Source organism: Streptomyces sp. NPDC038135 (assembly GCF_055601245.1).
The window spans coordinates 421,836-448,197 of record NZ_JBVJXS010000008.1 but is presented as its reverse complement, the minus strand read 5'-3'; the positions used below and the strand labels follow the sequence as shown (position 1 = coordinate 448,197).

Sequence of the window (26,362 nt, the reverse complement as noted above, 5' to 3'; positions counted from 1 at the left end):
TGTCGAGACACCGCGAGGCGGAAACCGAAGGCCTGGGCAGCAGGAGTGCCCATGAATGAGGGCCTGTGCCGGAGGACGGCTCGGACGCCGAGGTCGAACGCCACGCACACCTCACCGGTGTGAGCGCGGTGTCTCAGGACCTCAGACGAGCAACGTCCTTCTCCAATCGACGGCAACAGGACCACGTACAACGTACGAGGGGGGCTGGGGGCTGTCAACGCGATTTGGCGCGGGCGCGCCGCGCGCCCGGTCAGGCGTCCCGCATCAGGACGGCCAGGTCGTGGTCGAGGTCGAGCTGGAGGTGCTCCAGGCCGACCGGCACGAGGCCGGCGGTCGCCTCCAGGAACCGCCGAATCTCGCCCGAGCGCACGTGCACGACCGCCGTGCCCTCGGGGGCGTGGAACTCCAGCACGGTGCGGTCGTAGCCGTACGGCCGGACGCGTACGTCCCCGTGGCCCTCCGCGCCCTCGAGGCCCGCCGCGAGGAGTTCCCGGGAGAAGGTCCAGCAGACGTCGACACCCTCCAGGGTGGCCGGGGCGGGGAAGGTCATCCGGACGGCGAACGGATCGCGCCGGTCGTACCGCAACGTGGCGGGGATGCTGGGCATGCGCGGTGCGGCGGCGACGAGGCGGGCCTCTACGGGCTGCTCGATCATGGTGGACAACGCCTTGCTCCCTCGTGACGGCTGGACGTACTCCCGGTGTGGCACCCGGCACTGGAGGAGACGACGGATTCGGCCAGTCCGTGCACACGGGACACGAGTGACCTCGGTCACCGCCTTCATGCTTCGGGCCCCGGGATGCCGCCGGGGCCGCTGGGGGCGCCGGGCCCTCTGGACGGTGCCGTGACGGTCCGCTAGCTTCGCCCGCCATGAGGCGCATGGGGAGCACGCGACGCGGGGGACGGACGCAACGGCTGCTGGCGGCGGGGGTGGCGTGCGCGGCGGCGCTGGCCGCCTCGGCGGTACCGGCCGCCGCCGGGGCGGCCGCACCGGCCCGGGGCGGTGCGCACTGGGCGGCGAAGGACAGCGGCGCCCCGCAGGTCCGCTTCCGGGGCCTGGCCGCCGTCGACCGCCGGACCGCCTGGCTGGCCGGGACCGGCGGCACCGTGCTGCGCACCACCGACGGCGGGGCGAACTGGCGGAACGTCTCCCCGCCGGGCGCCGCCGACCTGCAGTTCCGGGACGTCGAGGCGTTCGACGGGCGGCGCGCGGTGGCGCTGGCCATCGGCGAGGGCGAGGACTCGCGCGTCTACCGCACCGACGACGGCGGCACGACGTGGACCGAGTCCTTCCGCAACCCCGACCCGAAGGCCTTCTACGACTGCCTCGCCTTCTTCGACCACCGTCACGGCCTCGCGATGAGCGACCCGGTGGACGGCCGGTTCCGCATCCTGTCCACCGGCGACGGCGGCCGCACCTGGCGTGTGCTGCCCTCCGCCGGCATGCCGGCCGCCCTGGACGGCGAGGCCGGCTTCGCCGCGAGCGGCCAGTGCCTGGTCACGGCGGGGCCGAAGGACGTCTGGCTGGCCACCGGCGGCGCCGCCCGCGCGCGCGTGCTGCACTCCGCCGACCGCGGGCTGACCTGGACGGCCGCCGACACGCCGGTGCCGGCGGGCGACCCCGCCAGGGGCGTCTTCGGGCTCGCCTTCCGCGACCGCGCGCACGGTCTCGCCGTCGGCGGCGACTACCGCCCCGACCAGTCCTCGCCGCGGGCCGCCGCGGTGACCGCCGACGGCGGCCGCACCTGGCGCCCCGTCACCGCGCCGCCGCCCGCCTACCGCTCCGGCGTCGCCTGGCTCCCGCACAGCCGTGCCGCCGCGCTGGCCGTCGGCCCGACCGGCACCGACCTGACCACCGACGGGGGCCGCACCTGGCGCACGGTCGACACCGGTTCGTACGACACCGTGGCCTGCGCCCCCGACCTGAGCTGCTGGGCAGCCGGTGAGAAGGGCCGGGTGGCCCGGCTGGAACGCTGACGTAGGCGTGCGGAACCCGGGTACTCGTCCCCCGTCGCCGAAGACAGGCGAGGAGAGGAAGGGAGCGATCATGCCAGCCGGTTCCAGCCCCAAGCGCGAACGCCAGTACGAGCACATCAAGGAGAGCGCGCAGGACCGGGGTGAGAGCGCCGGGCGCGCGAAGGAGATCGCCGCCCGGACCGTGAACAAGGAGCGCGCCCGCTCCGGCGAGTCCAAGACCGCCAGCCGCAGCTCGACGCAGGACATGTCGTCCGGTAAGCGCGGCGGCCAGCGGTCCGGCAACCGAACCGGACCCCAGGGCCCGACCCGCGACCAGCTCTACAACGAGGCCAGGCAGCGCGGCATCGAGGGCCGCTCGAACATGAACAAGGACGAGCTGCGGCGCGCGCTGGACCGCAAGAAGGGCTGACCGGCTCCGGTCAGTCCGCCGTCTGCCGGTGGCGGTCCAGCTCCGGAGCCGTCTTCGTGGCGCGGAACTCCGTGATGCGGTACTCGCACACCCCGGCGGCGACGAACGGGTCGCCCGCGGCGACCTCCTCGATGCGGGCGCGGTTCTCCGCGACGGCGAGGATCACTCCGCCGTCGCGGGGTTCCTTGCGCCCGGAGGCCAGGAAGCACCCCTTGCCGTACTGCTCGTCGAGCCAGGCCCGGTGCGCCGGCAGCGCGGCGTCCACGTCCTCGAGCGGGGCGGTGTACGTCAGCTCCAGTACGAACATGATCGCGAGCCTACCCCGGCGCCCGCCGGGCCGTCCCGGGGTCGTACAGTCCTGCTCACCATGAGGACCGCAGGCGTACCCGCGAACTGGCCGGTGACCGAGGACGAGGCCCGCGCCGTACAGGACGAGCTGCGCGCGAGGGTGGTGCTCGACGAGCCCGGGCCGCCGCCCGGATCGGGGCGGGTGACGGGCGTCGACGTCGCCTACGACGACGAGCGCGACCTCGTCGCCGCGGCGGCCGTCGTGCTGGACGCGGCCACCCTGGAGGTCGTCGCCGAGAGCACCGCCGTCGGCCGCGTCTCCTTCCCGTACGTACCCGGGCTGCTGGCCTTCCGCGAGATCCCGACCGTACGCGCCGCCCTCGACGCCCTGCCCTGTCCGCCCGGCCTGGTGGTGTGCGACGGCTACGGCCTCGCCCACCCGCGTCGTTTCGGCCTCGCCGCCCATCTCGGCGTACTCACCGGCCTGCCGACGATCGGCGTCGCCAAGAACCCGTTCACCTTCGCCCACCAGGACCCCGGTCCCCACCGCGGCAGCTCCGCCCCGCTCCTCGACGGCGCCGAGGAGGTGGGCCGCGCCCTGCGCACCCGGTCGCACGTCAAACCGGTGTTCGTGTCCGTCGGCCACCGCACCACCCTGGACAACGCCCTGGCCCACACGCTGGCGCTGACCCCCCGCTACCGCCTGCCGGAGTCGACCCGCCGCGCGGACGCCCTGTGCAGAAAGGCGCTGAGGGAAGCGGTCGCTGAGTACCGGGACTGAGTAGCCGCACGGATGTGCGGGGTCCGGGCCGGGCGGCAGGGTGGGGGCATGACGACGCACCGTGCGCACAAGCCCCTCGCAGATCCGGACCGGCCCGTCGAGCGGGCGGTGAACGCCGCTCTCGTGCTCGCGGTGCTCGCCGGGCTCGGCTGGATCTGCGGGATGGTCTGCACCCTGGTGCGGTGGTCCCTCCAGGGCCGGCCGGCTCGGTGCGGCGGCCCCTGGCGGCAGTCGGTCAGCGGCTCGCCGCGACGCGGAACCGGATGCCGGCTTCGCGCAGCCGCCCGGTGAGCGCGTCGCCCATCGCCACCGCCGTGGTGACCTGCCCCGCCGTCGGCGGCAGGTCGTCGAAGGCCAGGCAGAGCGCCGACTCGGCGAACATCTTCGCCGTCTCGTCGTAGCCAGGGTCGCCGCCGGAGACCTCGGTGAACACCCGCCGTCCACCGCCCTCACCGACGAAGCGCACCCGGAACCAGCTCCGCGCCCGCTTCTCGGCGCTCGGCCCGTCGCCGGGCCTGAGCCGGTCCGAGAGCCAGCGCCGGGCGGGCGGCAACTGGGCGGCCGCGGCGAGCGCGCCGACGGCGGCGGCCCCGCCGGCGGCCATCGGCAGGCGCCGGACCGCCGCGTAGTGCCGGTAGCGGAAGTCAGGGCCGTACCGCTCCAGCGCCTTGGCCGAGCGGCGCACGATCTGCGGGTCGATGGTCGGCAGCGGCAGCGCCCACGCGCCCACCTCCGGGGCGAACCGCGGGGCGCCCGCCGGCGCCGACACCCGCCGCCCGAGCAGCCGGGGCTCGTGCCGCCGGCGTTCCCGGGCCGCAGCCGCCATCCGCCCGCCGCGCGCGAACTGGTTCAGCGCGGAGGCCAGGGTGCCCCCGGAGAAGGTGGCGTCGGCCGTCACGAACCCGTCCACCGTCAGCGGCACGCCCTCGGGCAGCTGCCGCACCGTGAAGTGCACCCCCAGGTCGTGCGGCACGGAGTCGAAACCGCAGGCGTGCACCAGCCGGGCGCCGGTCTCCCGCGCGCGTGCGTCGTGCCGGACGTACATCAGGTCGACGAACTCGGGTTCGCCGGTGAGGTCCAGATAGTCGGTCCCGGCGTCCGCGCAGGCGGCGACCAGCTCCTCGCCGTACTCCAGGTACGGGCCCACGGTCGTGGCCACCACGCGCGCGTGCCCGGCGAGGGCGCGCACGGAGGCCGGATCCCGGACGTCCGCGCGGAGCGTCCCGACGCCCGAACCGCCGGGCAGCCGCGCCCGCAGCCGCTCCAGCGCGAGTTCGTCCCGGCCCGCGACCGCCCAGCGCAGATCCTCGGGGGCATGTGCCGCGAGGTACTCCGCGGTGAGCGTGCCGACGAAGCCGGTGGCCCCGAAAAGCACCAGGTCGTAGGGACGATCCGTCCTCTTTAGCCTGCTCATGTCACCCCTTGCCTCCGCAGCCCGCGCCGCCGTCGGTGGCTGAGGCTAGCGTGAATGGTGCGGAGCCGGACGACCAGCCCGGGAATGCCGGCGCCGGGCACTTGGCTAAGCGCTTGCTCGTTCAGGTCTTGTGCCGAGTGGAACGTGTTCTTAGCATCCTCGGTGTTACATCAGTTGTGTCACATGGGCTTGGGGGCAGGACGGCATGACGACGGCAGGAACGCCGGGCCACGGTCCGCTCTCGGGTGTGCGCGTGGTCGAACTGGCCGGCATCGGGCCCGGCCCGTTCGCCGCCATGCTCCTCGCCGACCTCGGCGCCGACGTGGTCCGGGTGGACCGGCCGGGCGGCCCCGGCCTCGGCATCGACCCCGCGCACGACGTGACCAACCGCAACAAGCGCTCGGTCGTCGTCGACCTCAAGGCCCCGGACGGCGCCGCGCGCGTGCTCGATCTCGTCGAGCGCGCCGACGTCCTCGTCGAGGGCTACCGCCCCGGGGTCGCCGAGCGGCTCGGCGTCGGCCCCGCCGCGTGCCACGCCCGCAACCCCCGGCTGGTCTACGGCCGCATGACCGGCTGGGGCCAGGACGGCCCCCTCGCCGACCGCGCCGGCCACGACGTGACGTACATCGCCCTCACCGGCACCCTCGGCATGATCGGCCGCCCCGGCGAGCCCCCCGCCGTCCCCGCCAACCTCCTCGGAGACTACGCGGGCGGCTCCCTCTACCTGGTCGTCGGCGTCCTGGCCGCCCTGCACCACGCGCGCGCCACCGGCACCGGCCAGGTGGTGGACGCCGCCATCGTGGACGGCGCCGCGCACCTGTCGGCGATGATCCACGGCATGCTGTCCGCCGGCGGCTGGCAGGACCGGCGCGGCGCCAACCTGCTGGACGGCGGCTGCCCGTACTACGGCACCTACGAGACCGCCGACGGCGGCCACATGGCGGTGGGCGCCCTGGAGACCCGGTTCTACGCGGAGTTCCTGCACCTGCTGGACCTGGACCACCTGGCCCCGGCGCACGACGACTGGAGCCGCTGGGGCGAGCTGCGCGAACAGGTCGCCGCCCGCTTCAAGTCCCGCACCCGGGACGAGTGGACGGCCCGCTTCGAGGGCTCGGACGCCTGCGTGGCCCCGGTGCTGTCCCTGCGCGAGGCCCCGCACCATCCGCACCTGGCCGCCCGCGGCACCTTCACCGACCACGGCGGCATCACCCAGCCGGCCCCCGCCCCGCGCTTCTCCGCGACCCCCACCGGCGTCCGCACCGGCCCGGCCCTGCCCGGCGCCGGCGCCGGGACGGTGGCGCGGGACTGGGGCATACCTGACCTCGTGAACGACGACCTCGACCCGGACGGCGCCTGACCCCGGCCACCGGGCCACCCGACGACCCACCCCGCCCTCGGCGACCGAGTCCCGCTCGGCCCACCCTCCCGAAAGGCACATCAGTGAGCACCGAAGCGTACGTGTACGACGCGATCCGCACCCCGCGCGGCCGCGGCAAGGCGACCGGCGCCCTGCACGGCACGAAGCCCATCGACCTGGTCGTCGGCCTCATCCACGAGATCCGCGACCGCTTCCCGGGCCTCGACCCGGCCGCGATCGACGACATCGTGCTCGGCGTCGTCGGGCCCGTCGGCGACCAGGGCTCCGACATCGCCAGGATCGCGGCGATCGCCGCCGGGCTGCCGGACACCGTCGCGGGCCTCCAGGAGAACCGCTTCTGTGCCTCCGGCCTCGAGGCCGTCAACCTCGCCGCGGCCAAGATCCGCTCCGGCTGGGAGGACCTGGTCCTCGCCGGCGGCGTGGAGTCCATGTCCCGGGTGCCGATGGCCTCGGACGGCGGCGCCTGGTTCAACGACCCGATGACCAACCTGTCCGTCAACTTCGTGCCGCAGGGCATCGGCGCCGACCTCATCGCCACCATCGAGGGCTTCTCCCGCCGGGACGTCGACGAGTACGCCGCCCTGTCCCAGGAGCGCGCCGCCACCGCCTGGAAGGAGGGCCGCTTCGACCGCTCCGTCGTCCCCGTGAAGGACCGCAGCGGCCTGGTCGTCCTCGACCACGACGAGCACATGCGCCCCGGCACCACCGCCGACTCGCTCGCCGGACTCAAGCCGTCGTTCGCGGACATCGGCGACCTGGGCGGCTTCGACGCCGTCGCCCTGCAGAAGTACCACTGGGTGGAGAAGATCGACCACGTCCACCACGCGGGCAACTCCTCCGGCATCGTCGACGGCGCCTCGCTGGTCGCGATCGGCTCCAGGGAGGTCGGCGAGCGGCACGGCCTCACCCCGCGCGCGCGGATCGTCTCCGCCGCCGTCTCCGGCTCCGAGCCCACCATCATGCTCACCGGTCCCGCCCCGGCCGCCCGCAAGGCGCTCGCCAAGGCCGGGCTGACCATCGACGACATCGACCTGGTCGAGATCAACGAGGCGTTCGCCGCGGTCGTGCTGCGCTTCGTGAGGGACATGGGCCTGTCCCTGGACAAGGTCAACGTCAACGGCGGCGCCATCGCGCTGGGCCACCCGCTCGGCGCGACCGGCGCCATGATCCTCGGCTCGCTCATCGACGAGCTGGAGCGCCAGGACAAGCGCTACGGCCTGGCCACCCTCTGCGTGGGCGGTGGCATGGGCATCGCCACCATCGTCGAGCGCGTCTGAACTCCCCGCGGAATCACGAGACCTCAACGAAAGACGACTGCCATGACCGAGAGCACGACCATCCGCTGGGAGCAGGACGACACCGGTGTCGTCACCCTCGTCCTCGACGACCCGAACCAGTCCGCGAACACCATGAACCAGGCGTTCCGCGACTCCCTCGCCGCGATCACCGACCGTCTGGAGGCCGAGAAGGACTCCATCCGCGGCGTCGTCCTCACCTCCGCCAAGAAGACCTTCTTCGCGGGCGGCGACCTGCGCGACCTGATCCGGGTCACCCCGGAGACCGCGCAGGACCTGTTCGACGGCGGCCTCGCCATCAAGCGGAACCTGCGCCGCATCGAGACCCTCGGCAAGCCGGTGGTCGCCGCCATCAACGGCGCGGCCCTCGGCGGCGGCTTCGAACTCGCCCTCGCCTGCCACCACCGCGTCGCCCTGGACACCTCCGGCACGAAGATCGGCTGCCCCGAGGTCACCCTCGGCCTGCTCCCCGGCGGAGGCGGCGTCGTACGCACCGTACGGCTGCTGGGCATCGCCGACGCGCTGCTCAAGGTGCTCCTGCAGGGGCAGCAGTACAACGCGCGCCGCGCCCAGGAGAACGGCCTGGTCCACGAGGTCGCCGCCACCCCCGAGGAACTGCTCGCCAAGGCCCGCGCCTTCATCGACGCCAACCCCGAGTCGCGGCAGCCCTGGGACCGGCCCGGCTACCGGATCCCGGGCGGCACGCCCGCCAACCCGAAGTTCGCCGCCAACCTGCCCGCCTTCCCGGCCACCCTGCGCAAGCAGACCAACGGCGCCCCCTACCCGGCCCCGCGCAACATCCTCGCGGCGGCCGTCGAGGGTTCCCAGGTCGACTTCGAGACCGCCCAGGTCATCGAGGCCCGCTACTTCGTGGAGCTGGCCGCCGGGCAGACCTCGAAGAACATGATCCAGGCGTTCTTCTTCGACCTCCAGGCCGTCAACTCCGGCGCCAACCGCCCCAAGGGCGTCGAGCCCCGCTCGGTCCGCAGGGTCGCCGTCCTGGGCGCCGGGATGATGGGCGCCGGGATCGCCTACTCCTGCGCCCGCGCGGGGCTGGAGGTGGTCCTCAAGGACGTCTCCCTGGAGGCGGCCCTCAAGGGCAAGGGCTACTCCGAGAAGCTGTGCGCCAAGGCCGTCGCCAGGGGCCGCACCAGCCAGGAGAAGGCCGACGCGCTGCTCGCCCGGATCACGCCGACCGCCGAGGCGGCCGACCTCGCGGGCTGCGACGCGGTCATCGAGGCCGTCTTCGAGGACACCTCGCTCAAGCACAAGGTCTTCCAGGAGATCGAGTCCGTCGTCGCGCCCGACGCGCTGCTGTGCTCGAACACCTCCACCCTGCCCATCACCGCGCTGGCCGAGGGCGTGGAGCGCCAGGGCGACTTCATCGGGCTGCACTTCTTCTCGCCCGTCGACAAGATGCCGCTGGTCGAGATCATCAAGGGCGAGCGCACCGGCGACGAGGCCCTCGCCCGGGCCTTCGACCTGGTCCGGCAGATCAACAAGACGCCGATCGTCGTCAACGACTCGCGCGGCTTCTTCACCTCCCGGGTCATCGGCCACTTCATCAACGAGGGCGTCGCCATGGTCGGCGAGGGCGTCGAGCCCGCCTCCGTGGAACAGGCCGCCGCCCAGGCCGGCTACCCGGCCAAGGTGCTCTCCCTCATGGACGAGCTGACCCTCACCCTCCCGCGCAAGATCCGCAACGAGTCGAGGAAGGCCGTCGAGGAGGCGGGCGGCACCTGGACCGCGCACCCGGCGGAGGCCGTCATCGACCGCCTGGTCGACGAGTTCGGCCGCACCGGGCGCAGCGGCGGCGCCGGCTTCTACGACTACACGGAGGACGGCAGGCGGGCCGGGCTCTGGCCGGGCCTGCGCGAGCACTTCACGAAGGCCGGGCACGAGATCCCGTTCCGGGACATGCAGGAGCGGATGCTCTTCGCCGAGGCGCTCGACACCGTGCGGCTCCTGGAGGAGGGCGTGCTGACGTCGGTCGCCGACGCCAACATCGGCTCGATCCTCGGCATCGGCTTCCCGGGCTGGACCGGCGGTGTGCTCCAGTACATCAACGGCTACGAGGGCGGCCTGCCCGGCTTCGTGGCACGCGCGCGTGAGCTCGCCGAGCGCTACGGCGAGCGGTTCACCCCGCCCGCGCTGCTGGTGGCCAAGGCCGAGAAGGGGGAGCGGTTCGCCGACCCCCGCTCATGACCCGGTGAGCCACTCGCTCAGCTCTTCCCGCAGCGAGCGCTGGAACGTCGACAGCAGCGCCTGCACCACCAGCGGGTGCATGTGCTCCGACAGGGACTGCACGTCCCGGGCGTCGCGCTCCGCCACCTCGCCGCGGAAGAGCTGGGCCAGCTCGCGGGCCGCGGCGCGCGAGTGCTCGACGAGCACCTTGCGCGCCGCGAGGATCGCCTCCTGCGACAGCGGCACGTCCAGCAGCCGCAGGCCGAGCCGGAACAGCCCGGCGTCGACCCGGTAGGCGTCCTCGTCCTCCTGGCGCAGGACGTCCATCGCGGCGAGCCGCTCCAGGTCCCCGGACGTGAGCGGCCGCCCCGCCCGCCGCTCCAGCTCCCGGCGGGACACCCGCTCCGCGGCCTCCGGCGCCCAGGACGCGACCACCGCCCGGTGGATGGCCAGGTCGTGCGGGCTCAGGTCGGGCGGCAGCCGGCGCAGGTACCGCTCGATCGCCGCCAGGGTCATGCCCTGCTGCTGAAGCTCCTCGATCAGGGCCAGCCGCGCCACGTGCCCGGGGCCGTAGTGCCCCACCCGCCGCGGGCCGATCTCCGGCGGCGGGAGCAGTCCCCGGCTGCCGTAGAAGCGGACGGTGCGGACCGTGACGCCCGCCCGCGCGGCCAGCTCGTCGATGGTGAGGGCCGGCTCCGCGTCCCCCGTCGTGGCGTCCGTCGTCATGTGCAGCAGTATCGCTGTCTCACCAATGGTGTGAAACATGTGCCGACCATGTGAGAAGTGCCCCGGTGTGACATGGGCCATCGCATGGAGGGTGACCTCCCTGGGAAGCTGCTGCCTTGGTCTGTACCGCGACACAAGGGTGGTGCGGGCCAGGACCTGCACGAACCCCGGACCCACGAGGCCCGGGCGCACCAGGAAGTGGAACCACCCGTGAGCAAGGAAGCCGTGGAATCGGCACAGGCCACCGCCCGCCCCCAGGCGGACCGGATCCCCGCGGACGCGGGCGACGCCGGTTACAGCAAGGACCTCAAGGCCCGCCACGTCAACATGATCGCCATCGGCGGAGCCATCGGCACCGGACTCTTCCTGGGCGCCGGCGGCCGCCTGCACACCGCCGGCCCGGCACTCGCCCTGGCCTACCTGGTCTGCGGCGTCTTCGCCTTCTTCGTCGTCCGGGCCCTCGGCGAGCTGGTCCTGTACCGCCCGTCCTCCGGCTCCTTCGTGAGCTACGCGCGCGAGTTCCTCGGCGAGAAGGGCGCCTACGTCGCCGGCTGGATGTACTTCCTGAACTGGTCGACCACCGGCATCGCCGACATCACCGCGATCGCGCTGTACACCCACTACTGGAGCCTGTTCACGGCCATCCCGCAGTGGGTGCTGGCGCTGATCGCCCTCGCGGTGGTGCTGGCGGTGAACCTGATCTCGGTGAAGATCTTCGGCGAGATGGAGTTCTGGTTCGCGATCATCAAGGTCGCGACCCTGGTGAGCTTCATGTTCGTCGGCATCTTCCTGCTCGCCACCCAGCACGAGGTCGGCGGCGAGAAGCCGGGCCTGAGCGTCATCACCGACCACGGCGGCATCATGCCGCAGGGCATGATGCCGGTCGTCCTGGTCATGCAGGGCGTGATCTTCGCGTACGCCGCCCTCGAGCTGGTCGGCGTCGCCGCCGGCGAGACCGCCGAGCCGGAGAAGGTCGTCCCGCGCGCGGTGAACTCGATCATGTGGCGCGTCGCCCTGTTCTACGTCGGCTCCGTCGTGCTGCTCGCCCTGCTGCTGCCCGGCTCGGTGTACTCCGCCGACCAGAGCCCGTTCGTCACCGTGCTGTCGAAGATCGGCGTCCCCGCGGCCGGCGACGTGATGAACCTGGTCGTGCTGACCGCCGCCATGTCCTCGCTCAACTCCGGCCTGTACTCCACCGGCCGCATCCTGCGCTCGATGGCCACGGCCGGCTCGGCGCCGAAGTTCACCGCCCGCATGAACCGCAGCCAGGTGCCCTACGGCGGCATCCTGCTCACCTGCGCGGTCTGCGTGCTCGGCGTCGGCCTGAACTACCTGGTGCCCAGCCAGGCCTTCGAGATCGTGCTGAACGTCGCCTCCCTCGGCATCATCAGCACCTGGGTGATCATCATGGTCTGCCACCTGATCTTCGTCCGCCGCGCCCGCGCGGGCCTGGTCACCCGGCCGCACTTCCAGCTCAAGTTCAGCCCGGTCGCCGAGATCGCCACGATCGCCTTCCTGCTGGCCTGCCTCGGCATGATGTGGAACGACCCCGAAGTCGGCCGCAAGACCCTTCTGCTGATCCCCCTGATCGCCGTCCTCCTGGTCGCCGGCTGGTTCGGCGTCCGCCGCCGCGTGACCCGCGACGCGGAGCGGGAACTGTCCGGGCCGGCGAAGTAGCGGCCGGCCCAGGCGGGACCGCTCGGCCCGTACCGAGCGGTCCCGCCGGGGAAGTGATCGAACCCGGTGTCCCCGTGCACGTGCCCCGCATAGGCTGCGGTCCGACGGTGCACGACCACGGGGAGGGTGGGGGATGACCTCGCAGACCGAAGCGGCCTCAGCCGCCGGAGCGGCCGGCGCGATCGACGTGCTCGTGCTGGGCGGGGCCGGGGTGGACACGATCGTGTACGTCCCGGAGCTGCCGCTGCCGTACGCCGACAGCTACGGGATCGACTCCGGCATCCGCACCCGGGCCGGCCAGACCGGCGACTTCATGGCCCTGGGACTGGACGCCCTGGGCCTGCGCACCCACCACCTGGACCTGATCGGCGACGATCCGGAGGGCGACCTCGTGCGCGCCCTGCACCGGGAGCGCGGCATCGGGCTCACCGCGCTGCCCGGCCCCGCCGGGACCAAGCGGGCGGTCAACCTCGTCGGCCCGGACGGCCGGCGGCTGTCCCTGTACGACACGAGCCGCGCCCACCCCGGCGACCGCTTCCCCGAGGACACGCTGCGCGCGCTCGCCACGGCGAGCCGGCACGTCCACGTCACCATCACCCAGCCCTGCGCCCAGGCCCTGCCCGTGCTGGCCGAGACCGGCGTGCCCCTGTCCACCGACCTGCACGACTGGGACGGCGAGAACCCCTACCACGAGCCGTTCGCGCTCGCGGCGGACGTCGTCTTCCTGTCCGCGGCCGCGCTGGCCGACCCCGAGCGGACCGTACGGCGCATCGCCGAGCGGGGCCGGGCCGAGGTCGTCGTCGCCACCGCCGGGGCCGAGGGCGCGTATCTGCTGGCCGACGGCGAGCTGACCCGTATCCTGGCGGTGGCCCCGCCCGCGCCGGTGGTCGACTCCAACGGCGCGGGCGACGCCTTCGCGGCCGCGTTCCTCTACGGCCGGCTCGCCGGCGAGCCGCCCCTGCGCTGCGCCCGGTACGGGGCGGTCGCAGGCGCCCACGCCTGCACCGTCCCGGCCACCCGCGCCGAACCGATGCGCCTCGACGCCCTCGTCGAGCGGATGGCCGCCGTCACGGCGTGAGCCGTGCGGGCGTCAGTGCCCGTGCACGTCGTTCGTCGCCTCGATCCGCTTCCACGACCGGGGCCGCGTCACGTCCGCGCCCGCTCCGGCGAGCGACGCCGCGCGGGCCGCGGGCGCGGCCGGCTTCGACGGCTGGAACAGCCAGGTGTCGAACAGCGCGGCCAGCGGCCTGCCCGACACCCGCTCGGCGTACTTATGGAAGTCCGCCACCGACGCGTTGCCGTACGCGTGCTCCTTCGGCCAGCCCTTCAGCACGGCGAAGAACGCGTCGTCGCCGATCTCCTCGCGCAGCGCCTGGATGGCGAGCGCGCCCCGGTCGTAGACGGCGGCGTCGAACTGGTGGTCCGGGCCCGGGTCACCGGGCGCGACCGTCCAGAAGGCGTCGTCGGCCGGGTGGGAGGCGTACACGTAGTCGGCGAGTTCCCGCGTGGTGCCCTCGCCCTCGTGCTCCGACCACAGCCACTGGGCGTAGCGGGCGAAGCCCTCGTTGATCCAGATGTCCTTCCAGCCCTTCAGCGACACGTCGTCGCCGTACCACTGGTGCGCCAGCTCGTGCACGACCACCGAGGTGTTGGAGCCGCCCGCGAACTGCTTCGGGCTGTAGTAGACCCGGGTCTGCGTCTCCAGCGCGTACCCGGTGGTGGTGTTGGGCACGTAGCCGCCGGCCGAGGAGAACGGGTACGGCCCGAAATAGCCGCTCAGCCAGTCCACGAGCTCACCGGTGCGCTCCACGCTCGCGCGCGCGGCGCCGTCGTTGTCGCCGAGGTCCTTGCTGTAGGCGTTGAGGACCGGCACCCCGCCGTCGGAGGTGCCGGTGGTGATGTCGAACCTCCCGAGGGCGAGCGTGGCCAGATAGGTCGCCTGCGGCTTGTTCTGCCGCCAGTTGTAGGTGGTCCAGCCGAGCTTCGAGACGGTCGACTGCAGCGTGCCGTTGGAGATGGCCTGCGTGCCGTCGGGCACGGCCACCGACACGTCGTAGGTGGCCTTGTCGCTGGGGTGGTCGTTGCTCGGGAACCACCACCAGGCCGCCTCCGGCTCGTCGGCGGCCACCGCGCCGTCCGGGGTGCGGTGCCACGTGGTGAACCCGTAGGCGCTCTTCGCCGACGGCACCCCGTTGTAGCGGACCACGACGGTGAGCGGTGCGCCCTTCGCCAGCGGCTTCGCCGGCGTGACGACGAGTTCGTGCTCGCCCGACCTGGTGAAGGCCGCCCTGCTGCCGTTGACCCGTACCTCGCTCACGTCCAGCAGGAAGTCCAGGTCGAAGCTGGACAGGTCCTGCGTGGTCCGCGCCAGGACGGTCGCGGTGCCCCGCAGCTCGTCCGTCCCCGGCTGGTACCGCAGCCGCAGGTCGTAGTGCGAGACGTCGTAGCCGCCGTTGCCGTAGTTCGGGTAGTAGGGGTCGCCGATGCCCGGCGCGCCCGGGGCGTGGTTCGCGGCCGATGCCGGGATCGCCAGCAGGAGGGAGGCCGCCGCCAGTGCGCCCGGCGCGAGGATTCTGCGGTGCACGTCAGCTCCAAGTCTTGGGGACAGGAAGTCTGTTCGGAGCCTATTCAGTCGCTGTGGCCCCCGGCCTGTCCATGGCACCTGCCGTCACACGATCGCCATTCGGCCGCAATACGCCACCCGGCTGCCGTAAAGCCCTCTTCTGCACGGGAGTTGACGGGGGTACCGTCCGCCCATGCCGACACGCACGCGCTTCACGACCTGGAGAACGCTCGCGACCGCTGCCGTCGCAGCCCTGACGGCCGCCCTCCTCACCCCGTCCGGCGCCCACGCCGCGCCGCGCGAGAGCCGGCCCGTCTACTCCTACGCACACGCCGTCCGCGAGGCCGTGTGGGTGGACACCGGCCTCGACGCGGACCGCGACGGACGGACCGACCGGGTGGCCGCCGACATCGTCCGGCCCTCCGAACCGGCCCGCCTGGGCCGCAAGGTGCCGGTCATCATGGACGCCAGCCCGTACTACTCCTGCTGCGGACGCGGCAACGAGAGCCAGCTCAAGACGTACGACGCGCAGGGCCGCGTCGTCCAGATGCCGCTGTTCTACGACAACTACTTCGTGCCCAGGGGCTACGCCTTCGTCGGCGTCGACCTGACCGGCACCAACCGGTCCGACGGCTGCGTCGACGTCGGCGGCCGCTCCGAGATCCAGTCCGCCAAGGCCGTGATCGACTGGCTGAACGGCCGGGCCAGGGCCTACACGACCCGCACCGGCTCCACGACGGTCAGGGCGAGCTGGACCAACGGCAGAACCGGCATGATCGGCAAGAGCTGGGACGGCACCATCGCCAACGGAGTCGCCGCCACCGGCGTACGCGGCCTGCGGACGATCGTCCCGATCAGCGCCATCTCCTCCTGGTACGACTACTACTTCGCCCAGGGCGCCCCGCTGTACGACGGCGGCCCCGACGAACTGGCCGGCTACGTCGAGAGCGACGCCGCGCACGCGGCCTGCGCGGCCGTCCGGAAGAAGCTCGCCGACGGCAGCCCGCCGAGCGGCGACTGGACCCCGCTGTGGACCGAACGCGACTACGTGAAGGACGCGGCCCGGGTCCGCGCGAGCGTGTTCCTCGCGCACGGCATGCAGGACCTCAACGTGCGCACCAAGCACTTCGGCCAGTGGTGGGACGCGCTGGCGAAGCACGGCGTCGAGCGCAAGATCTGGCTCTCCCAGACCGGGCACGTCGACCCCTTCGACTACCGGCGCGGCGCCTGGGTCGACACCCTGCACCGCTGGTTCGACCACGAGCTCCTCGGCTACGACAACGGCGTCGACCGCGAGCCGATGGCCGACGTCGAACGCCACCCCGACCAGTGGGTCACCTCCAGGTCCTGGCCGCCGCACGGCACCCGGACCACCACCCTGCGCCCAGCCCCCGGCGCGCACGCGGGCGTCGGCACCCTGGGCCTGCGCCGGGCCGCCGGCACCGAGACCTTCACCGACGACCCCGCGCTGAGCGAGACCGACTGGGCCGCCCGGCTCACCACCCCGACCCCCGAGAAGGCCGGCTTCCTCACCGCACCGCTCACCCGCGACCTGCGCCTGTCCGGCTCCTCCCGGGTGACCGTCACCGCCACCCCGACCACCGCCTCGGCCCACCTGTCCGCCGTCCTGGTGGACCTCGGCCCGGACACCGTCCGCGACTACGCCGACGCGGCCGAGGGCATCACCACGCTCACCGACCGCACCTGCTGGGGCGCGAGCACACCCGGGGACAGCGCCTGCTTCCGGAAGACCGCGGCCAGGACGGTCCGGACCGACTACACGGTGTTCAGCCGGGGCTGGGCCGACCTCGGCCACCACGCCTCGCTCGGCAAGGGCGTCCCGCTCACACCGGGCAAGGCCGTCACGATGACCCTGGACCTGGCGGCCACCGACCACGTCGTCCCCCGCGGCCACCGACTGGCGCTGATCATCGCCGGCACGGACAAGGACCTCATCGACCCGCCGTCCACCCGGCCGTCCCTCACCCTCGACCTGTCCCGCACGTCGGCCGGGCTCCCGCTGACCGGAGGCACGGCGGCGTTCGCCGACGCCACCGCGGGCGCCACGGCCGCGGCGCCCGCCCCTCGGCGGCTGACCGGCGTCGGCACACCGGACCTGACCGCGCACATCCCCGCGCCCTGACCCCCCCGGCGGCCGGGCCCACCGCGGGCCCGGCCGCCTGCCGGGGTCAGCCGGCGGGCTGGGGACGGACGGTGAGGATCTGCTCGGCGTGGCCCACCGGCCCGTCGACGTCGTGCAGCACGCTGCTGGTCAGGCCCTGCCCGGACGGACCGAACGTGACGGTGGTGTCCAGGCCGGTCCAGGGCCCTCGGGGCGCGCGGTGGAGATGGATCGTCAGGTCCAGGTTGGGGAACATCCAGTGCTCGGGGTCCTGCTGGACGGCGATGCCGTTGGCGGTGTCCACGAGCGCGACATACGAGGCGAGCGGGGTGCTGGGCTCCCCGGCGACCAGACCGACGGGGGAGGAGATCCAGGCCTGCGTGCGGCCCCTGCGCGGCGGAGGCGTGCGGCGGACGTCGATGGACGGCGCGCCGGCCGGACGCGGGACGCGGAGCGGCGCGCGCCGGGGGGGCCTTAGGAAGGGCCCTGGCCCGCCGCCACCAGCCCCGCCGCCTCGCGGGCGCACCCCCAGGCCACCGTGATCCCCGCCCCGCCGTGGCCGTAGTTGTGCACCAGCGGCCGTCCGTCCGGCAGCGACCGCCGTTCCAGACGTACCGCGTCCCGGGCGGGCCGCAGACCCACCCGGTGCGCCAGGATCCGCGCACCGGCGATCTCCGGGCGGATCTCCGCGCACCGGGCGACGATCGCCCCGGCGGTCGCGGGATCCGGCTCCAGCGACCAGTCGCCCTCCTCCGCCGTGCCGCCGAGCAGCAGCACACCGGGCTGCGGGATGAAGTAGACCGAGGCGGCGGAGGAGTGGTCGACGGAGGTGTACCAGGTGGTGACCCCCGGGTTCTCCACCACCACGAGCTGCCCGCGCACCGGGCGCACCGCAGGGTCCGGCACCAGCGAACGGGAGCCCAGACCGGTGCAGTTGACCACCGCACCGGCGGGCGCGGCCGCCAGGTCGGTGACCTCCCGCTCCTCGACCGTGCCGCCCGCCTTCGCCAACCGCTCCCGCAGCCAGGCCAGATGGGCCGGCATGTCGATCACCGGCAGCCGCGCCGCCAGCCCCTCGGGCACCGCCCGCAGCCCGGGCACCCGGCCCGCCCAGGCGCCCAGCCCGTCCAGCCGCGTCCCCGCGTGTACGCCCTCGACCAGGCGTACGCCCGTCTCGCCCGGACGGGCCGCCAGCTCCTCGTACACGGCGAGCGACTCCAGCGCCCAGGCGCCGACCAGCGGTTCGGGTTCGATCCGGTACGGCCACCACAGTCCGCCGGCCACCGCCGAGGTCGTGCGTTCGGCGGGCTCGCGGGCCCACACGCGCACCGGCGCCCGGACTCGGCCAGCACCACGGCGGTCGTCAGCCCGGCGACCCCGCCGCCGACCACGATCACTTCGTCACTCGACTCGCGCTTCACACCCCGACGCTAAGCGAAGGCGCCACGCAGCGCTCACACCCCTCCCCGTGTGGGAATACTCACAGCATGTCTGCCGCATACGCGACCTTCGGCCTGGCACCGGCGACCCGCGCCGGCGGTGTCCTCGCCGACGGCGGCTACGAGCTCCACCGCGACTTCGTGGACTTCGTCGTCGACGGCCGTCCCCTGCTGTTCCTGCTCTCCGACCTGGACGCCGTCTCCCCGCTCGCCTCCGACGTCCCCCCGGCCATCTTCACCGAGCAGGTGCGCGGCCTGCTGCGGGAGACCGAACCCCCGCTGCCCGGCGGCCGGTTCGTGCTCTACGGCTGCCCCGAGTGCGCCGACCTGGCCTGTGGCGCGGTGACCGCGGTCATCGAGCGGGACGGCGAGGACTACGTCTGGCGGGACTTCGCCTGGCAGACCGGTGAACACGCCGACCTGGAACGCAACGGGTACCACGGGACGGGGCCGTTCCGGTTCCGCGGCGCCGAGTACCGGGCCGCACTCGCCGCCCTGGTCCAGGACACCGTCGGCCCGTCCGCGGCCCGCCGCCGGGTGCTGCTGATCGGCGCGCGCGTCGCCGTGCTCGCCCGGCTGGCCGCCGCGCTGCGCGCCATCGGCATCGGCGCCGACATCACCCAGGACGCCGCCGGCGTGCCCGCCGAGGAACTGCGCGGCTACGGCGCGGTCGCCTTCGGCCGTGCCGTGGGCGAGGCGCGGCGAACCTCCGTCATGGACGCGTTCGAGCGTGCCGGGGTGGCGGTCGCCCGGGTGGACGGCCTGGCCCCGATCGTCCCGCTGCTCGTCGCCCAGATCGAGCAGGCCCTGCACCGCGGCCCGCTGCCGCGCCGGATCGCCTCCCTGACCGCCGCCGGCGGCGCGGCCGAGATCGAGGTGACCTCCGCCTGCCGGGTCCGGGTGACCGCGTACCGCCTCGACCGGCTGCGCCGCACCCGCGTCCGGGACGTCTTCGACGGCGTCCTGGAGCCCGGGCGGCACCGCGTCCCGCTGGACCCCGAGTCGGTCAGGGGGGAGTCGTTCGTGGTGGCCCGGACCGCGGGGAGCGTACTGGTGCGGCCGGTGAGCGGCTGAGGCCCACGGCGGGGAACCGCGCGGAGAGCGGGCCGCCCGGGACATTAGGATCGGCTCTCTGATGACTGCCACCCTCGTCGCCAAGAACCTCGCCGCCGGGCACGGCGACCGCTCCCTCTTCGCCGGGCTCGACCTCGTCGTCGCACCCGGCGACGTGATCGGTCTCGTCGGTGTCAACGGCGCCGGCAAGTCCACGCTGCTGCGCCTGCTCGCCGGCCTGATCCCGCCCGAGCAGGGCGAACTGCGGCTCTCCCCGCCGACCGCGACCGTCGGCCACCTGCCGCAGGAGCCGGAGCGCAGGCCGGGGGAGACCGTCGGCGAGTTCCTGGCCCGCCGCACCGGCGTCGCCGAGGCACAGCGGACGATGGACGAGGCCACCCAGGCGCTGGTCGACGGCGCACCCGGCGCCGACGACGCCTACGCGGCGAGCCTGGAGCGCTGGCTCGACCTCGGCGGCGCCGACCTGGAGGAGCGCGCCGCGGAGGTGGCCGACTCGCTCGGCCTCGCGGTCGGCCTCGACCAGCCGATGACGTCGCTGTCCGGCGGCCAGGCGGCCCGCGCCGGTCTCGCCTCCCTCCTCCTCTCCCGCTACGACGTCTTCCTCCTGGACGAGCCGACCAACGACCTGGACCTGGACGGCCTGGAACGCCTGGAGCGCTTCGTCACCGGCCTGCGCGCGGGCACCGTGGTCGTCAGCCACGACCGCGAGTTCCTCGCCCGCACCGTCACCAAGGTCCTCGAACTGGACCTGGCGCAGGGGCGGATCAACCTCTACGGCGGCGGCTACGAGGCCTACCTGGAGGAGCGCGACGTCGCCCGCCGGCACGCCCGCGAGGAGTACGAGGAGTACGCCGACAAGCGGGGCGCGCTCCAGGACCGCGCGCAGATGCAGCGCTCCTGGATGGACAAGGGCGTGAAGAACGCCCGGCGCAAGGCCGGCGGCGACAACGACAAGATCGGCCGCAAGTTCCGCAGCGAGGCCAGCGAGAAGCAGGCCGCCAAGGCCCGGCAGACCCAGCGCATGATCGAGCGCCTGGAGGTCGTCGAGGAGCCGCGCAAGGAGTGGGAGCTGCGGATGGAGATCGCGGCCGCCCCGCGGTCCGGGGCGGTCGTGGCGACCCTGCGCGACGCCGAGGTCCGGCGCGGCGGCTTCACCCTCGGACCCGTGTCGCTCCAGATCGACTGGGCGGACCGGATCGCGGTCACCGGAGCCAACGGAGCGGGCAAGTCCACGCTGCTCGCGGCGCTTCTGGGCCGGGTCCCGCCGTACTCCGGGCACGCGGCCCTCGGCTCGGGCGTCCTGGTCGGCGAGGTGGACCAGGCCCGCGGTCTCTTCCACGGCCCCGAGGCGCTGCTCGACGCCTTCTGTGCGGCCGTCCCCGACACCGAGCCCGGCGAGGTCCGCACCCTGCTCGCCAAGTTCGGCCTGAAGGCCGGCCACGTGCTGCGTCCGGCCGCGACCCTCTCCCCGGGCGAGCGCACCCGCGCCGCCCTGGCGCTGCTCCAGGGCCGGGGCGTCAACCTCCTCGTCCTCGACGAGCCGACGAACCACCTCGACCTGCCCGCCATCGAGCAGCTCGAGTCGGCACTCGACGCCTACGAGGGCACGCTGCTCCTGGTCACGCACGACCGCCGGATGCTCGACGCGGTCCGGGTGAACCGTCGGCTGGAAGTGGCCGACGGCAAGGTGACCGAACGCTAGGAGCGTGCCGAGAGGGGCCGGAGCCGATCGGCTCCGGCCCCTTCCGTCAGCGCTTCTTCGGGTCCAGCAGGCCCGCGCGGCGCAGTGCGTCGGCCATCGCGCTGTTGGCCGGGGCCGGCGCCTGACGGCCGCCCCGGTCGCCGCCACCGCGGCCCTGCCGCTGGCCCTGACCGCCCTGACCGCCCTGGCGCTGGCCGCCCTGGCGCTGCTGGGGCGGGCGGGCGCCGCCGCGCTGCTGACGACCGCCGCCCTGGCCCTGGCCCTGTGGCGCGGCCTCGCCGTCCAGCCGCAGGGTGAGCGCGATCCGCTTGCGCGGGATGTCCACGTCCAGGACCTTCACCTTGACGATGTCACCCGGCTTCGCCACGTCCCGCGGGTCCTTCACGAACGTCTTCGACATCGCCGAGACGTGCACCAGACCGTCCTGGTGGACGCCGATGTCCACGAACGCGCCGAAGGCGGCCACGTTCGTCACCACGCCCTCCAGGATCATCCCGGAGGCCAGGTCGGAGATCTTCTCCACGCCCTCCTTGAAGGTGGCCGTCCGGAAGGCCGGACGCGGGTCGCGGCCCGGCTTCTCCAGCTCCCTGAGGATGTCCGTGACGGTCGGCAGACCGAAGGTGTCGTCCACGAAGTCCGCCGGCCGCAGCGAGCGCAGCGCGCCCGTGTCGCCGATGAGGGACGCGACGTCCTGCCCCGACGCCTTCACCATGCGCCGCACCACCGGGTACGACTCCGGGTGCACGCTGGAGAAGTCCAGCGGGTCGTCGCCGCCGCGGATGCGCAGGAAGCCCGCGCACTGCTCGTACGCCTTGGGGCCGAGCCGCGGCACCTTCTTCAGTTCCGCGCGGGAGCGGAACGGGCCGTGCTGGTCGCGGTGCGCCACGATGTTCTCGGCGAGCCCGGCTGAGACGCCCGACACCCGGGCGAGCAGCGGCACGGACGCCGTGTTGACGTCCACGCCGACGCCGTTCACACAGTCCTCGACCACCGCGTCCAGCGAACGGGACAGCTTCACCTCGGACAGGTCGTGCTGGTACTGGCCGACCCCGATCGACTTCGGGTCGATCTTCACCAGCTCCGCCAGCGGGTCCTGCAGCCGGCGCGCGATGGAGACCGCGCCGCGCAGCGACACGTCCATGTCGGGCAGCTCCTGCGAGGCGTACGCGGAGGCCGAGTACACGGACGCGCCCGCCTCGGACACCATCACCTTGGTGAGCTTCAGCTCCGGGTGCTTCGCGATCAGCTCGGCGGCCAGCTTGTCGGTCTCCCGGGACGCCGTGCCGTTGCCGATGGCGATCAGGTCGACCGCGTGCCGCTCGGCGAGCCGCGCCAGCTTGGCGATCGCCTCGTCCCACTTGTTGGCCGGGACGTGCGGGTGGATCACGTCCGTGGCGACGACCTTGCCGGTCGCGTCCACCACGGCGACCTTCACGCCCGTGCGGAAGCCGGGGTCCAGGCCCAGCGTCGCGCGCGTGCCGGCCGGCGCGGCCAGCAGCAGGTCGCGCAGGTTCGCGGCGAAGACGTTCACCGCCTCGTCCTCGGCGGCCGTCCGCAGCCGCAGCCGCAGGTCGATGCCCAGATGGACCAGGGCGCGGGTGCGCCAGGCCCAGCGGACCGTGTCCTTCAGCCACTTGTCGGCGGGGCGGCCGCGGTCGGCGATGCCGAAGCGGTGCGCGATGATTCCCTCGTACGACGAGGGCCCCTCGGTGGGCTCCTCGGGTTCCAGGACGAGGTCGAGGACCTCCTCCTTCTCGCCGCGCAGCATGGCGAGCACGCGGTGCGAGGGCAGTTCGGTGAACGGCTCGGCGAAGTCGAAGTAGTCGGCGAACTTGGCGCCCGCCTCCTCCTTGCCCTCGCGCACCTTGGCGGCCAGCCGCCCGCGCACCCACATCCGCTCGCGCAGCTCGCCGATCAGGTCGGCGTCCTCCGAGAACCGCTCGGTCAGGATGGCCCGCGCGCCGTCCAGCGCCGCCTGCGCGTCGGCGACGCCCTTGTCCGCGTCGACGAACGCGGCGGCGGCCGCCTGCGGGTCGACCGTCGGGTCGGCCAGCAGCCCCTCGGCGAGCGGCTCCAGGCCCGCCTCGCGCGCGATCTGCGCCTTGGTGCGCCGCTTGGGCTTGAAGGGGAGGTAGACGTCCTCCAGCCGCGCCTTGGTCTCGGCGCCTCGGATCCGCGCCTCCAGCTCCTCGGTGAGCTTGCCCTGCTCGCGCACCGACTCCAGGATCGCCGTCCGACGCTCCTCCAGCTCCCGCAGGTAGCGCAGCCGCTCCTCGAGCGTGCGCAGCTGCGCGTCGTCGAGCATCTCGGTCGCTTCCTTGCGGTAGCGGGCGATGAAGGGCACCGTCGAACCGCCGTCGAGCAGTTCGACCGCGGCCTTCACCTGCCGCTCCCGTACGCCGAGTTCCTCGGCGATCCTGCTTTCGATGGACCCTACGAGGGGTGTCGTCACGATCCCGTACCGCCTTCTCCACTGAGGTTGCGCGGCAATTGTGGCAGGTGGAGCCGACAACCGGGGATCAGGGCGACACGCGGCGGGCCGCCGGTCCGGGACGTCAGGCCCCGCTGCCGCGGGCGGAGGACGAGGCGCCGCCGAACAGCCGGGCCAGGGCCCGGAAGGGCAGCGTGACCACCGTCGCGATGGCCCCGCCGATCTGCCGCAGCACGTCTGCGATGGCACGGAACACGAGAAATCCTCCTCACTCCCGGACGCCCTGCCCGGGAGCGGCCCGGGTACCTCCGCCGCCGCCGGTCATGCCCGGCGGGCCGCGCCGGATGGCAGGAAAGGTGGGAAACACGTCATTGCGGCCATGACGTCACCGGCGAAGAATCGGGGCATGCCGCAGCGCACCGTTCTCCTCGTCCTGTTCGACGGCGTGCAGAGCCTCGACGTCACCGGCCCCCTGGAGGTGTTCACCGGGGCCGAGCAGCACACTCCGGGCACCTACCGCGTCCGCACCGCCTCCCTGGACGGCGGCCCCGTGCGCACCTCCAGCGGGCTGGCCCTCGTACCCGACGGGGCGCTCACCGCGATGCCGGACCCGGACACCCTGCTGGTCCCCGGCGGGCAGGGCACCCGGGGCCCCGATCCGCGGCTGACCGACTGGCTGCGCGCGCACGGCCCCCGCGCGCGGCGGCTCGTCTCCGTCTGCACCGGCGCGATCCTGCTCGCGGCCGCCGGCCTGCTCGACGGCCGCCGGGCCACCACCCACTGGGCCTATTGCGACAAGCTCGCCCGCGACCACCCGGCCGTGGCGGTGGACCCCGAGCCCATCTACGTACGGGACGGGAACGTCGCCACCTCCGCGGGCGTGACGTCGGGCATCGACCTGGCCCTCGCCCTGGTGGAGGAGGACCTCGACCGGGAGGTCGCGCTGAGCGTGGCCCGGCATCTGGTGGTCTTCCTGCGCCGGCCGGGCAACCAGGCGCAGTTCAGCGCCCAGCTCGCCGCCCAGACCGCGCGCCGCGACCCGCTGCGCGACGTCCAGCGCTGGATCACCGAGCACCCCGCAGGCGACCTGACCGTGGAGTCGCTCGCCGCCCGCGCCCGGCTCTCGCCGCGCCACTTCGCCCGCGCCTTCCGGGAGGAGACCGGCACCACCCCCGGCCGCTACGTCGACCGGGTCCGCCTCGAACACGCCCGCCGGCTCCTGGAGGACACCGGCGACGGCGTCGAGGAGATCTCCCGCGCCAGCGGCTACGGCACCCCCGAGGCCATGCGGCGCGCGTTCGTCCGGGCGCTCGGCACGGCCCCGGCCGAGTACCGGCGCCGGTTCCGCCCCGTCACCGCCAACTGAGAGGACATCCCATGCAGATCGCCGTCGTCGTCTACGACCGGTTCACCGCCCTCGACGCCGTCGGGCCGTACGAGGTCCTCTCCCGCGCCCCCGGCGCCGAGACGGTGTTCGTCGCCGAGCGCCCCGGCCCGGTCCGCACCGACACCGGCGCGCTCGCGGTCGTCGCCGACCGGTCCCTGGACGAGGTGCCCGCCCCCGACGTCGTGCTCGTGCCCGGCGGTCCCGGCCAGAGCGCGCTGATGGAACACGGGCCGCTGCTGGACTGGCTGCGCGCCGCCGACGCCACCAGCACCTGGACGGCCTCGGTGTGCACCGGCTCCCTGCTGCTGGCCGCCGCCGGCCTGCTCGAAGGCCGCCGCGCCACCTCGCACTGGCTGGCCCTGGACCAGTTCGAGCGGTTCGGGGCCGCGCCGGCGCGGGAACGGGTGGTGTTCGACGGCAAGTACGTCACCGCCGCCGGCGTCTCCGCCGGGATCGACATGGGCCTCGCCCTGCTCGGCCGGATCGCGGGCGACGAACACGCCCAGGCGGTGCAGCTGGCCACCGAGTACGACCCGCGGCCGCCCTACGACGCCGGATCACCGCACAAGGCCCCGGCGCACCTGGTGGAACGACTGCGCGCGGGGAGCCGGTTCATCCTGCGGTAGTCCAGGTGAAGCGCGGCTGCCTGCGCTCCAGGAAAGCGGCGACGCCCTCGGCGGTGTCGCCGCTGCGCCGCGCCTGCTCCGCCCAGTGGGCGTCCCGGTCGGTGCGTCCGTCGGCGAACTCCTTGGCGGCGGCCTGGGTGAGCCGGGACCGCGAGGCAAGGACCCGCGTCAGTTCGGCGACCCGCTTGTCCAGTTCGCCCTCGGGCAGCACCTCGTCCACCAGCCCGGTGCGCAGCGCCCGCCCGGCGTCCATCAACTCGGCGGTGAACAGCAGGTACTTGGCGGTGGCCGGGCCCACCAGCGACACCAGCCGCCGGGTGGACGACGACGGATAGACGATCCCGAGCCGCGCCGGGGTCACCCCGAACAGGGCGCCCTCCTCCGCCAGCCGCAGATCGCAGGCGGCCGCGAGCTGGGACCCGCCGCCCACGCAGTGGCCGCGGATCGCGGCGAGGGTCGGCAGCGGGAAGGCGGCGAGGGCCTCCTCGGCCGCCACGGCGAGGCCCTGCGCCTCCAGCGGCGACCCCTGGAGCGTGGAGATGTCGGCGCCGGCGCAGAAGGTCCCGCCCTCGCCGGTCAGCACCAGGGCCCGCACGCCGGGATCGGCCGCCAGCTCCGCCAGCAGCGGTGGAAGGGCCCGCCACATGGCGGCGGTCATGGCGTTGCGCTTGGCCGGGTGGCGGATCACGACGGTGGCGACCGAGTCGGTGACCTGGTGCGACAGCTGGGGCTCCATGGGCCCGGATGCTATCCGTCCCGCCGGGAGGCCCGGCCGGGCGGGCGCGTGGGCGGGCGTCCGCCGCGCGCGCCGCGGCGGACGGCGCACGCCAAACCCGTACAACCCGAATAGTTCGTGAACCTTGCAGGGGAGCGACAGGAACAGTCCCGC

22 protein-coding genes and 2 pseudogenes are annotated in these 26,362 nt (G+C 73.8%); 14 read left to right on the top strand and 10 right to left on the bottom strand.

Annotated elements, in window-relative coordinates:
- Positions 1 to 250: 250 nt before the first annotated feature.
- On the bottom strand, positions 251 to 664 hold the full coding sequence (gene ssgD, locus ACZ7JA_RS24875; RefSeq protein WP_351668222.1) for a spore wall synthesis regulator SsgD: 414 nt from the start codon (positions 662 to 664) through the stop codon (positions 251 to 253).
- Between the two features lie 215 nt (positions 665 to 879).
- Between ssgD and ACZ7JA_RS24870 the strand changes: the two genes are divergently transcribed.
- A complete protein-coding gene (locus ACZ7JA_RS24870; protein WP_389301193.1) occupies positions 880 to 1,977 on the top strand; it encodes a WD40/YVTN/BNR-like repeat-containing protein in 1,098 nt (365 codons plus the stop codon).
- A 70-nt stretch (positions 1,978 to 2,047) separates the two neighbouring features.
- Positions 2,048 to 2,386 carry a plasmid stabilization protein gene (locus tag ACZ7JA_RS24865; RefSeq protein WP_351668226.1) on the top strand — a complete coding sequence of 113 codons (339 nt, stop codon included), beginning with the start codon at positions 2,048 to 2,050 and terminating at the stop codon, positions 2,384 to 2,386.
- Between the two features lie 10 nt (positions 2,387 to 2,396).
- Here ACZ7JA_RS24865 and ACZ7JA_RS24860 read toward each other — a convergent pair whose 3' ends face one another.
- The gene (locus ACZ7JA_RS24860; RefSeq protein ID WP_351668228.1) at positions 2,397 to 2,693 is read right to left on the bottom strand and encodes a YciI family protein; all 297 of its coding nucleotides are present in this window, start codon (positions 2,691 to 2,693) and stop codon (positions 2,397 to 2,399) included.
- Between the two features lie 60 nt (positions 2,694 to 2,753).
- Between ACZ7JA_RS24860 and ACZ7JA_RS24855 the strand changes: the two genes are divergently transcribed.
- Positions 2,754 to 3,455 (top strand): endonuclease V, encoded by a 702-nt coding sequence (locus ACZ7JA_RS24855; protein ID WP_404027051.1) that lies wholly within the window; start codon positions 2,754 to 2,756, stop codon positions 3,453 to 3,455.
- A gap of 48 nt (positions 3,456 to 3,503) precedes the next feature.
- Positions 3,504 to 3,647: pseudogene (gene mmpA, locus ACZ7JA_RS24850) on the top strand (morphogenic membrane protein MmpA); the annotation flags it as partial.
- A 43-nt stretch (positions 3,648 to 3,690) separates the two neighbouring features.
- Here mmpA and ACZ7JA_RS24845 read toward each other — a convergent pair.
- On the bottom strand, positions 3,691 to 4,869 hold the full coding sequence (locus tag ACZ7JA_RS24845) for a saccharopine dehydrogenase family protein (protein ID WP_389301200.1): 1,179 nt from the start codon (positions 4,867 to 4,869) through the stop codon (positions 3,691 to 3,693).
- A gap of 205 nt (positions 4,870 to 5,074) precedes the next feature.
- Here ACZ7JA_RS24845 and ACZ7JA_RS24840 point away from each other — a divergent pair, with 205 nt between their 5' ends.
- From ACZ7JA_RS24840 to ACZ7JA_RS24830, 3 genes are all read left to right on the top strand, one after another.
- The gene (locus ACZ7JA_RS24840; RefSeq protein WP_351668236.1) at positions 5,075 to 6,226 is read left to right on the top strand and encodes a CaiB/BaiF CoA transferase family protein; all 1,152 of its coding nucleotides are present in this window, start codon (positions 5,075 to 5,077) and stop codon (positions 6,224 to 6,226) included.
- 83 nt (positions 6,227 to 6,309) lie between these two features.
- Entirely contained in the window at positions 6,310 to 7,524 is a 1,215-nt protein-coding gene (locus ACZ7JA_RS24835) for an acetyl-CoA C-acetyltransferase (protein WP_389301203.1), read from the top strand.
- Positions 7,525 to 7,566: 42 nt separating this feature from the next.
- A complete protein-coding gene (locus ACZ7JA_RS24830) occupies positions 7,567 to 9,747 on the top strand; it encodes a 3-hydroxyacyl-CoA dehydrogenase NAD-binding domain-containing protein (RefSeq protein ID WP_470810497.1) in 2,181 nt (726 codons plus the stop codon).
- Here ACZ7JA_RS24830 and ACZ7JA_RS24825 read toward each other — a convergent pair.
- Positions 9,742 to 10,452: a MerR family transcriptional regulator gene (locus ACZ7JA_RS24825; RefSeq protein ID WP_389301209.1), complete on the bottom strand. Its 711-nt coding sequence runs from the start codon at positions 10,450 to 10,452 to the stop codon at positions 9,742 to 9,744. The genes ACZ7JA_RS24830 and ACZ7JA_RS24825 overlap by 6 nt on opposite strands.
- A gap of 210 nt (positions 10,453 to 10,662) precedes the next feature.
- Between ACZ7JA_RS24825 and ACZ7JA_RS24820 the strand changes: the two genes are divergently transcribed.
- Positions 10,663 to 12,129, top strand: coding sequence for an amino acid permease (locus ACZ7JA_RS24820; protein ID WP_351668244.1), 1,467 nt, complete (start codon positions 10,663 to 10,665; stop codon positions 12,127 to 12,129).
- 133 nt (positions 12,130 to 12,262) lie between these two features.
- Entirely contained in the window at positions 12,263 to 13,207 is a 945-nt protein-coding gene (locus ACZ7JA_RS24815) for a PfkB family carbohydrate kinase (RefSeq protein WP_470810494.1), read from the top strand.
- 12 nt (positions 13,208 to 13,219) lie between these two features.
- On the opposite strand, the gene ACZ7JA_RS24810 is transcribed toward ACZ7JA_RS24815, so the two are convergent.
- A complete protein-coding gene (locus tag ACZ7JA_RS24810; protein ID WP_470810492.1) occupies positions 13,220 to 14,713 on the bottom strand; it encodes a M1 family metallopeptidase in 1,494 nt (497 codons plus the stop codon).
- Between the two features lie 172 nt (positions 14,714 to 14,885).
- Between ACZ7JA_RS24810 and ACZ7JA_RS24805 the strand changes: the two genes are divergently transcribed.
- On the top strand, positions 14,886 to 16,835 hold the full coding sequence (locus ACZ7JA_RS24805) for a Xaa-Pro dipeptidyl-peptidase (RefSeq protein ID WP_470810490.1): 1,950 nt from the start codon (positions 14,886 to 14,888) through the stop codon (positions 16,833 to 16,835).
- A gap of 46 nt (positions 16,836 to 16,881) precedes the next feature.
- Here the strand turns inward: ACZ7JA_RS24805 and ACZ7JA_RS24800 are convergent, their stop codons facing one another.
- Positions 16,882 to 17,340: a thioesterase family protein gene (locus tag ACZ7JA_RS24800; RefSeq protein ID WP_470810487.1), complete on the bottom strand. Its 459-nt coding sequence runs from the start codon at positions 17,338 to 17,340 to the stop codon at positions 16,882 to 16,884.
- Positions 17,289 to 18,211, bottom strand: a pseudogene (locus ACZ7JA_RS24795) (FAD-dependent oxidoreductase). Before ACZ7JA_RS24795 ends, ACZ7JA_RS24800 begins: the two are co-directional and overlap by 52 nt.
- A 90-nt stretch (positions 18,212 to 18,301) precedes the next feature.
- On the opposite strand from ACZ7JA_RS24795, the gene ACZ7JA_RS24790 reads away from it, so the two are divergent.
- Positions 18,302 to 19,327, top strand: coding sequence for an oxidoreductase (locus ACZ7JA_RS24790; RefSeq protein ID WP_470810485.1), 1,026 nt, complete (start codon positions 18,302 to 18,304; stop codon positions 19,325 to 19,327).
- 61 nt (positions 19,328 to 19,388) lie between these two features.
- A complete protein-coding gene (locus tag ACZ7JA_RS24785) occupies positions 19,389 to 21,029 on the top strand; it encodes an ABC-F family ATP-binding cassette domain-containing protein (RefSeq protein ID WP_389453126.1) in 1,641 nt (546 codons plus the stop codon).
- Positions 21,030 to 21,075: 46 nt separating this feature from the next.
- On the opposite strand, the gene ACZ7JA_RS24780 is transcribed toward ACZ7JA_RS24785, so the two are convergent.
- Both ACZ7JA_RS24780 and ACZ7JA_RS24775 read right to left on the bottom strand, forming a co-directional pair.
- A complete protein-coding gene (locus ACZ7JA_RS24780; RefSeq protein WP_470810482.1) occupies positions 21,076 to 23,481 on the bottom strand; it encodes a Tex family protein in 2,406 nt (801 codons plus the stop codon).
- Between the two features lie 103 nt (positions 23,482 to 23,584).
- Entirely contained in the window at positions 23,585 to 23,716 is a 132-nt protein-coding gene (locus tag ACZ7JA_RS24775; protein WP_351668260.1) for an LPFR motif small protein, read from the bottom strand.
- Between the two features lie 150 nt (positions 23,717 to 23,866).
- On the opposite strand from ACZ7JA_RS24775, the gene ACZ7JA_RS24770 reads away from it, so the two are divergent.
- Both ACZ7JA_RS24770 and ACZ7JA_RS24765 read left to right on the top strand, forming a co-directional pair.
- Entirely contained in the window at positions 23,867 to 24,826 is a 960-nt protein-coding gene (locus tag ACZ7JA_RS24770; protein WP_470810479.1) for a GlxA family transcriptional regulator, read from the top strand.
- 11 nt (positions 24,827 to 24,837) lie between these two features.
- Positions 24,838 to 25,473, top strand: a complete 636-nt coding sequence (locus ACZ7JA_RS24765) for a DJ-1/PfpI family protein (RefSeq protein WP_351668264.1) — start codon at positions 24,838 to 24,840, stop codon at positions 25,471 to 25,473.
- Here ACZ7JA_RS24765 and ACZ7JA_RS24760 read toward each other — a convergent pair.
- Entirely contained in the window at positions 25,460 to 26,209 is a 750-nt protein-coding gene (locus ACZ7JA_RS24760) for an enoyl-CoA hydratase/isomerase family protein (RefSeq protein ID WP_470810477.1), read from the bottom strand. The two genes, ACZ7JA_RS24765 and ACZ7JA_RS24760, sit on opposite strands and share 14 nt — an antisense overlap.
- Positions 26,210 to 26,362 lie beyond the last annotated feature (153 nt).

What these genes read in the sequence shown, in the direction of transcription:
- ACZ7JA_RS24830 (WP_470810497.1), top strand. Translation starts at nt 7,567, where the DNA reads ATGACCGAGAGCACGACCATCCGCTGGGAGCAGGACGACACCGGTGTC.
- ACZ7JA_RS24855 (WP_404027051.1), top strand. Translation starts at nt 2,754, where the DNA reads ATGAGGACCGCAGGCGTACCCGCGAACTGGCCGGTGACCGAGGACGAG.
- ACZ7JA_RS24805 (WP_470810490.1), top strand. Translation starts at nt 14,886, where the DNA reads ATGCCGACACGCACGCGCTTCACGACCTGGAGAACGCTCGCGACCGCT.
- ACZ7JA_RS24765 (WP_351668264.1), top strand. Translation starts at nt 24,838, where the DNA reads ATGCAGATCGCCGTCGTCGTCTACGACCGGTTCACCGCCCTCGACGCC.
- ACZ7JA_RS24860 (WP_351668228.1), bottom strand. Translation starts at nt 2,693, where the DNA reads ATGTTCGTACTGGAGCTGACGTACACCGCCCCGCTCGAGGACGTGGAC.
- ACZ7JA_RS24840 (WP_351668236.1), top strand. Translation starts at nt 5,075, where the DNA reads ATGACGACGGCAGGAACGCCGGGCCACGGTCCGCTCTCGGGTGTGCGC.
- ACZ7JA_RS24785 (WP_389453126.1), top strand. Translation starts at nt 19,389, where the DNA reads ATGACTGCCACCCTCGTCGCCAAGAACCTCGCCGCCGGGCACGGCGAC.
- ACZ7JA_RS24760 (WP_470810477.1), bottom strand. Translation starts at nt 26,209, where the DNA reads ATGGAGCCCCAGCTGTCGCACCAGGTCACCGACTCGGTCGCCACCGTC.
- ACZ7JA_RS24815 (WP_470810494.1), top strand. Translation starts at nt 12,263, where the DNA reads ATGACCTCGCAGACCGAAGCGGCCTCAGCCGCCGGAGCGGCCGGCGCG.
- ACZ7JA_RS24825 (WP_389301209.1), bottom strand. Translation starts at nt 10,452, where the DNA reads ATGACGACGGACGCCACGACGGGGGACGCGGAGCCGGCCCTCACCATC.
- ACZ7JA_RS24870 (WP_389301193.1), top strand. Translation starts at nt 880, where the DNA reads ATGGGGAGCACGCGACGCGGGGGACGGACGCAACGGCTGCTGGCGGCG.
- ACZ7JA_RS24845 (WP_389301200.1), bottom strand. Translation starts at nt 4,869, where the DNA reads ATGAGCAGGCTAAAGAGGACGGATCGTCCCTACGACCTGGTGCTTTTC.
- ACZ7JA_RS24770 (WP_470810479.1), top strand. Translation starts at nt 23,867, where the DNA reads ATGCCGCAGCGCACCGTTCTCCTCGTCCTGTTCGACGGCGTGCAGAGC.
- ACZ7JA_RS24790 (WP_470810485.1), top strand. Translation starts at nt 18,302, where the DNA reads ATGTCTGCCGCATACGCGACCTTCGGCCTGGCACCGGCGACCCGCGCC.
- ACZ7JA_RS24865 (WP_351668226.1), top strand. Translation starts at nt 2,048, where the DNA reads ATGCCAGCCGGTTCCAGCCCCAAGCGCGAACGCCAGTACGAGCACATC.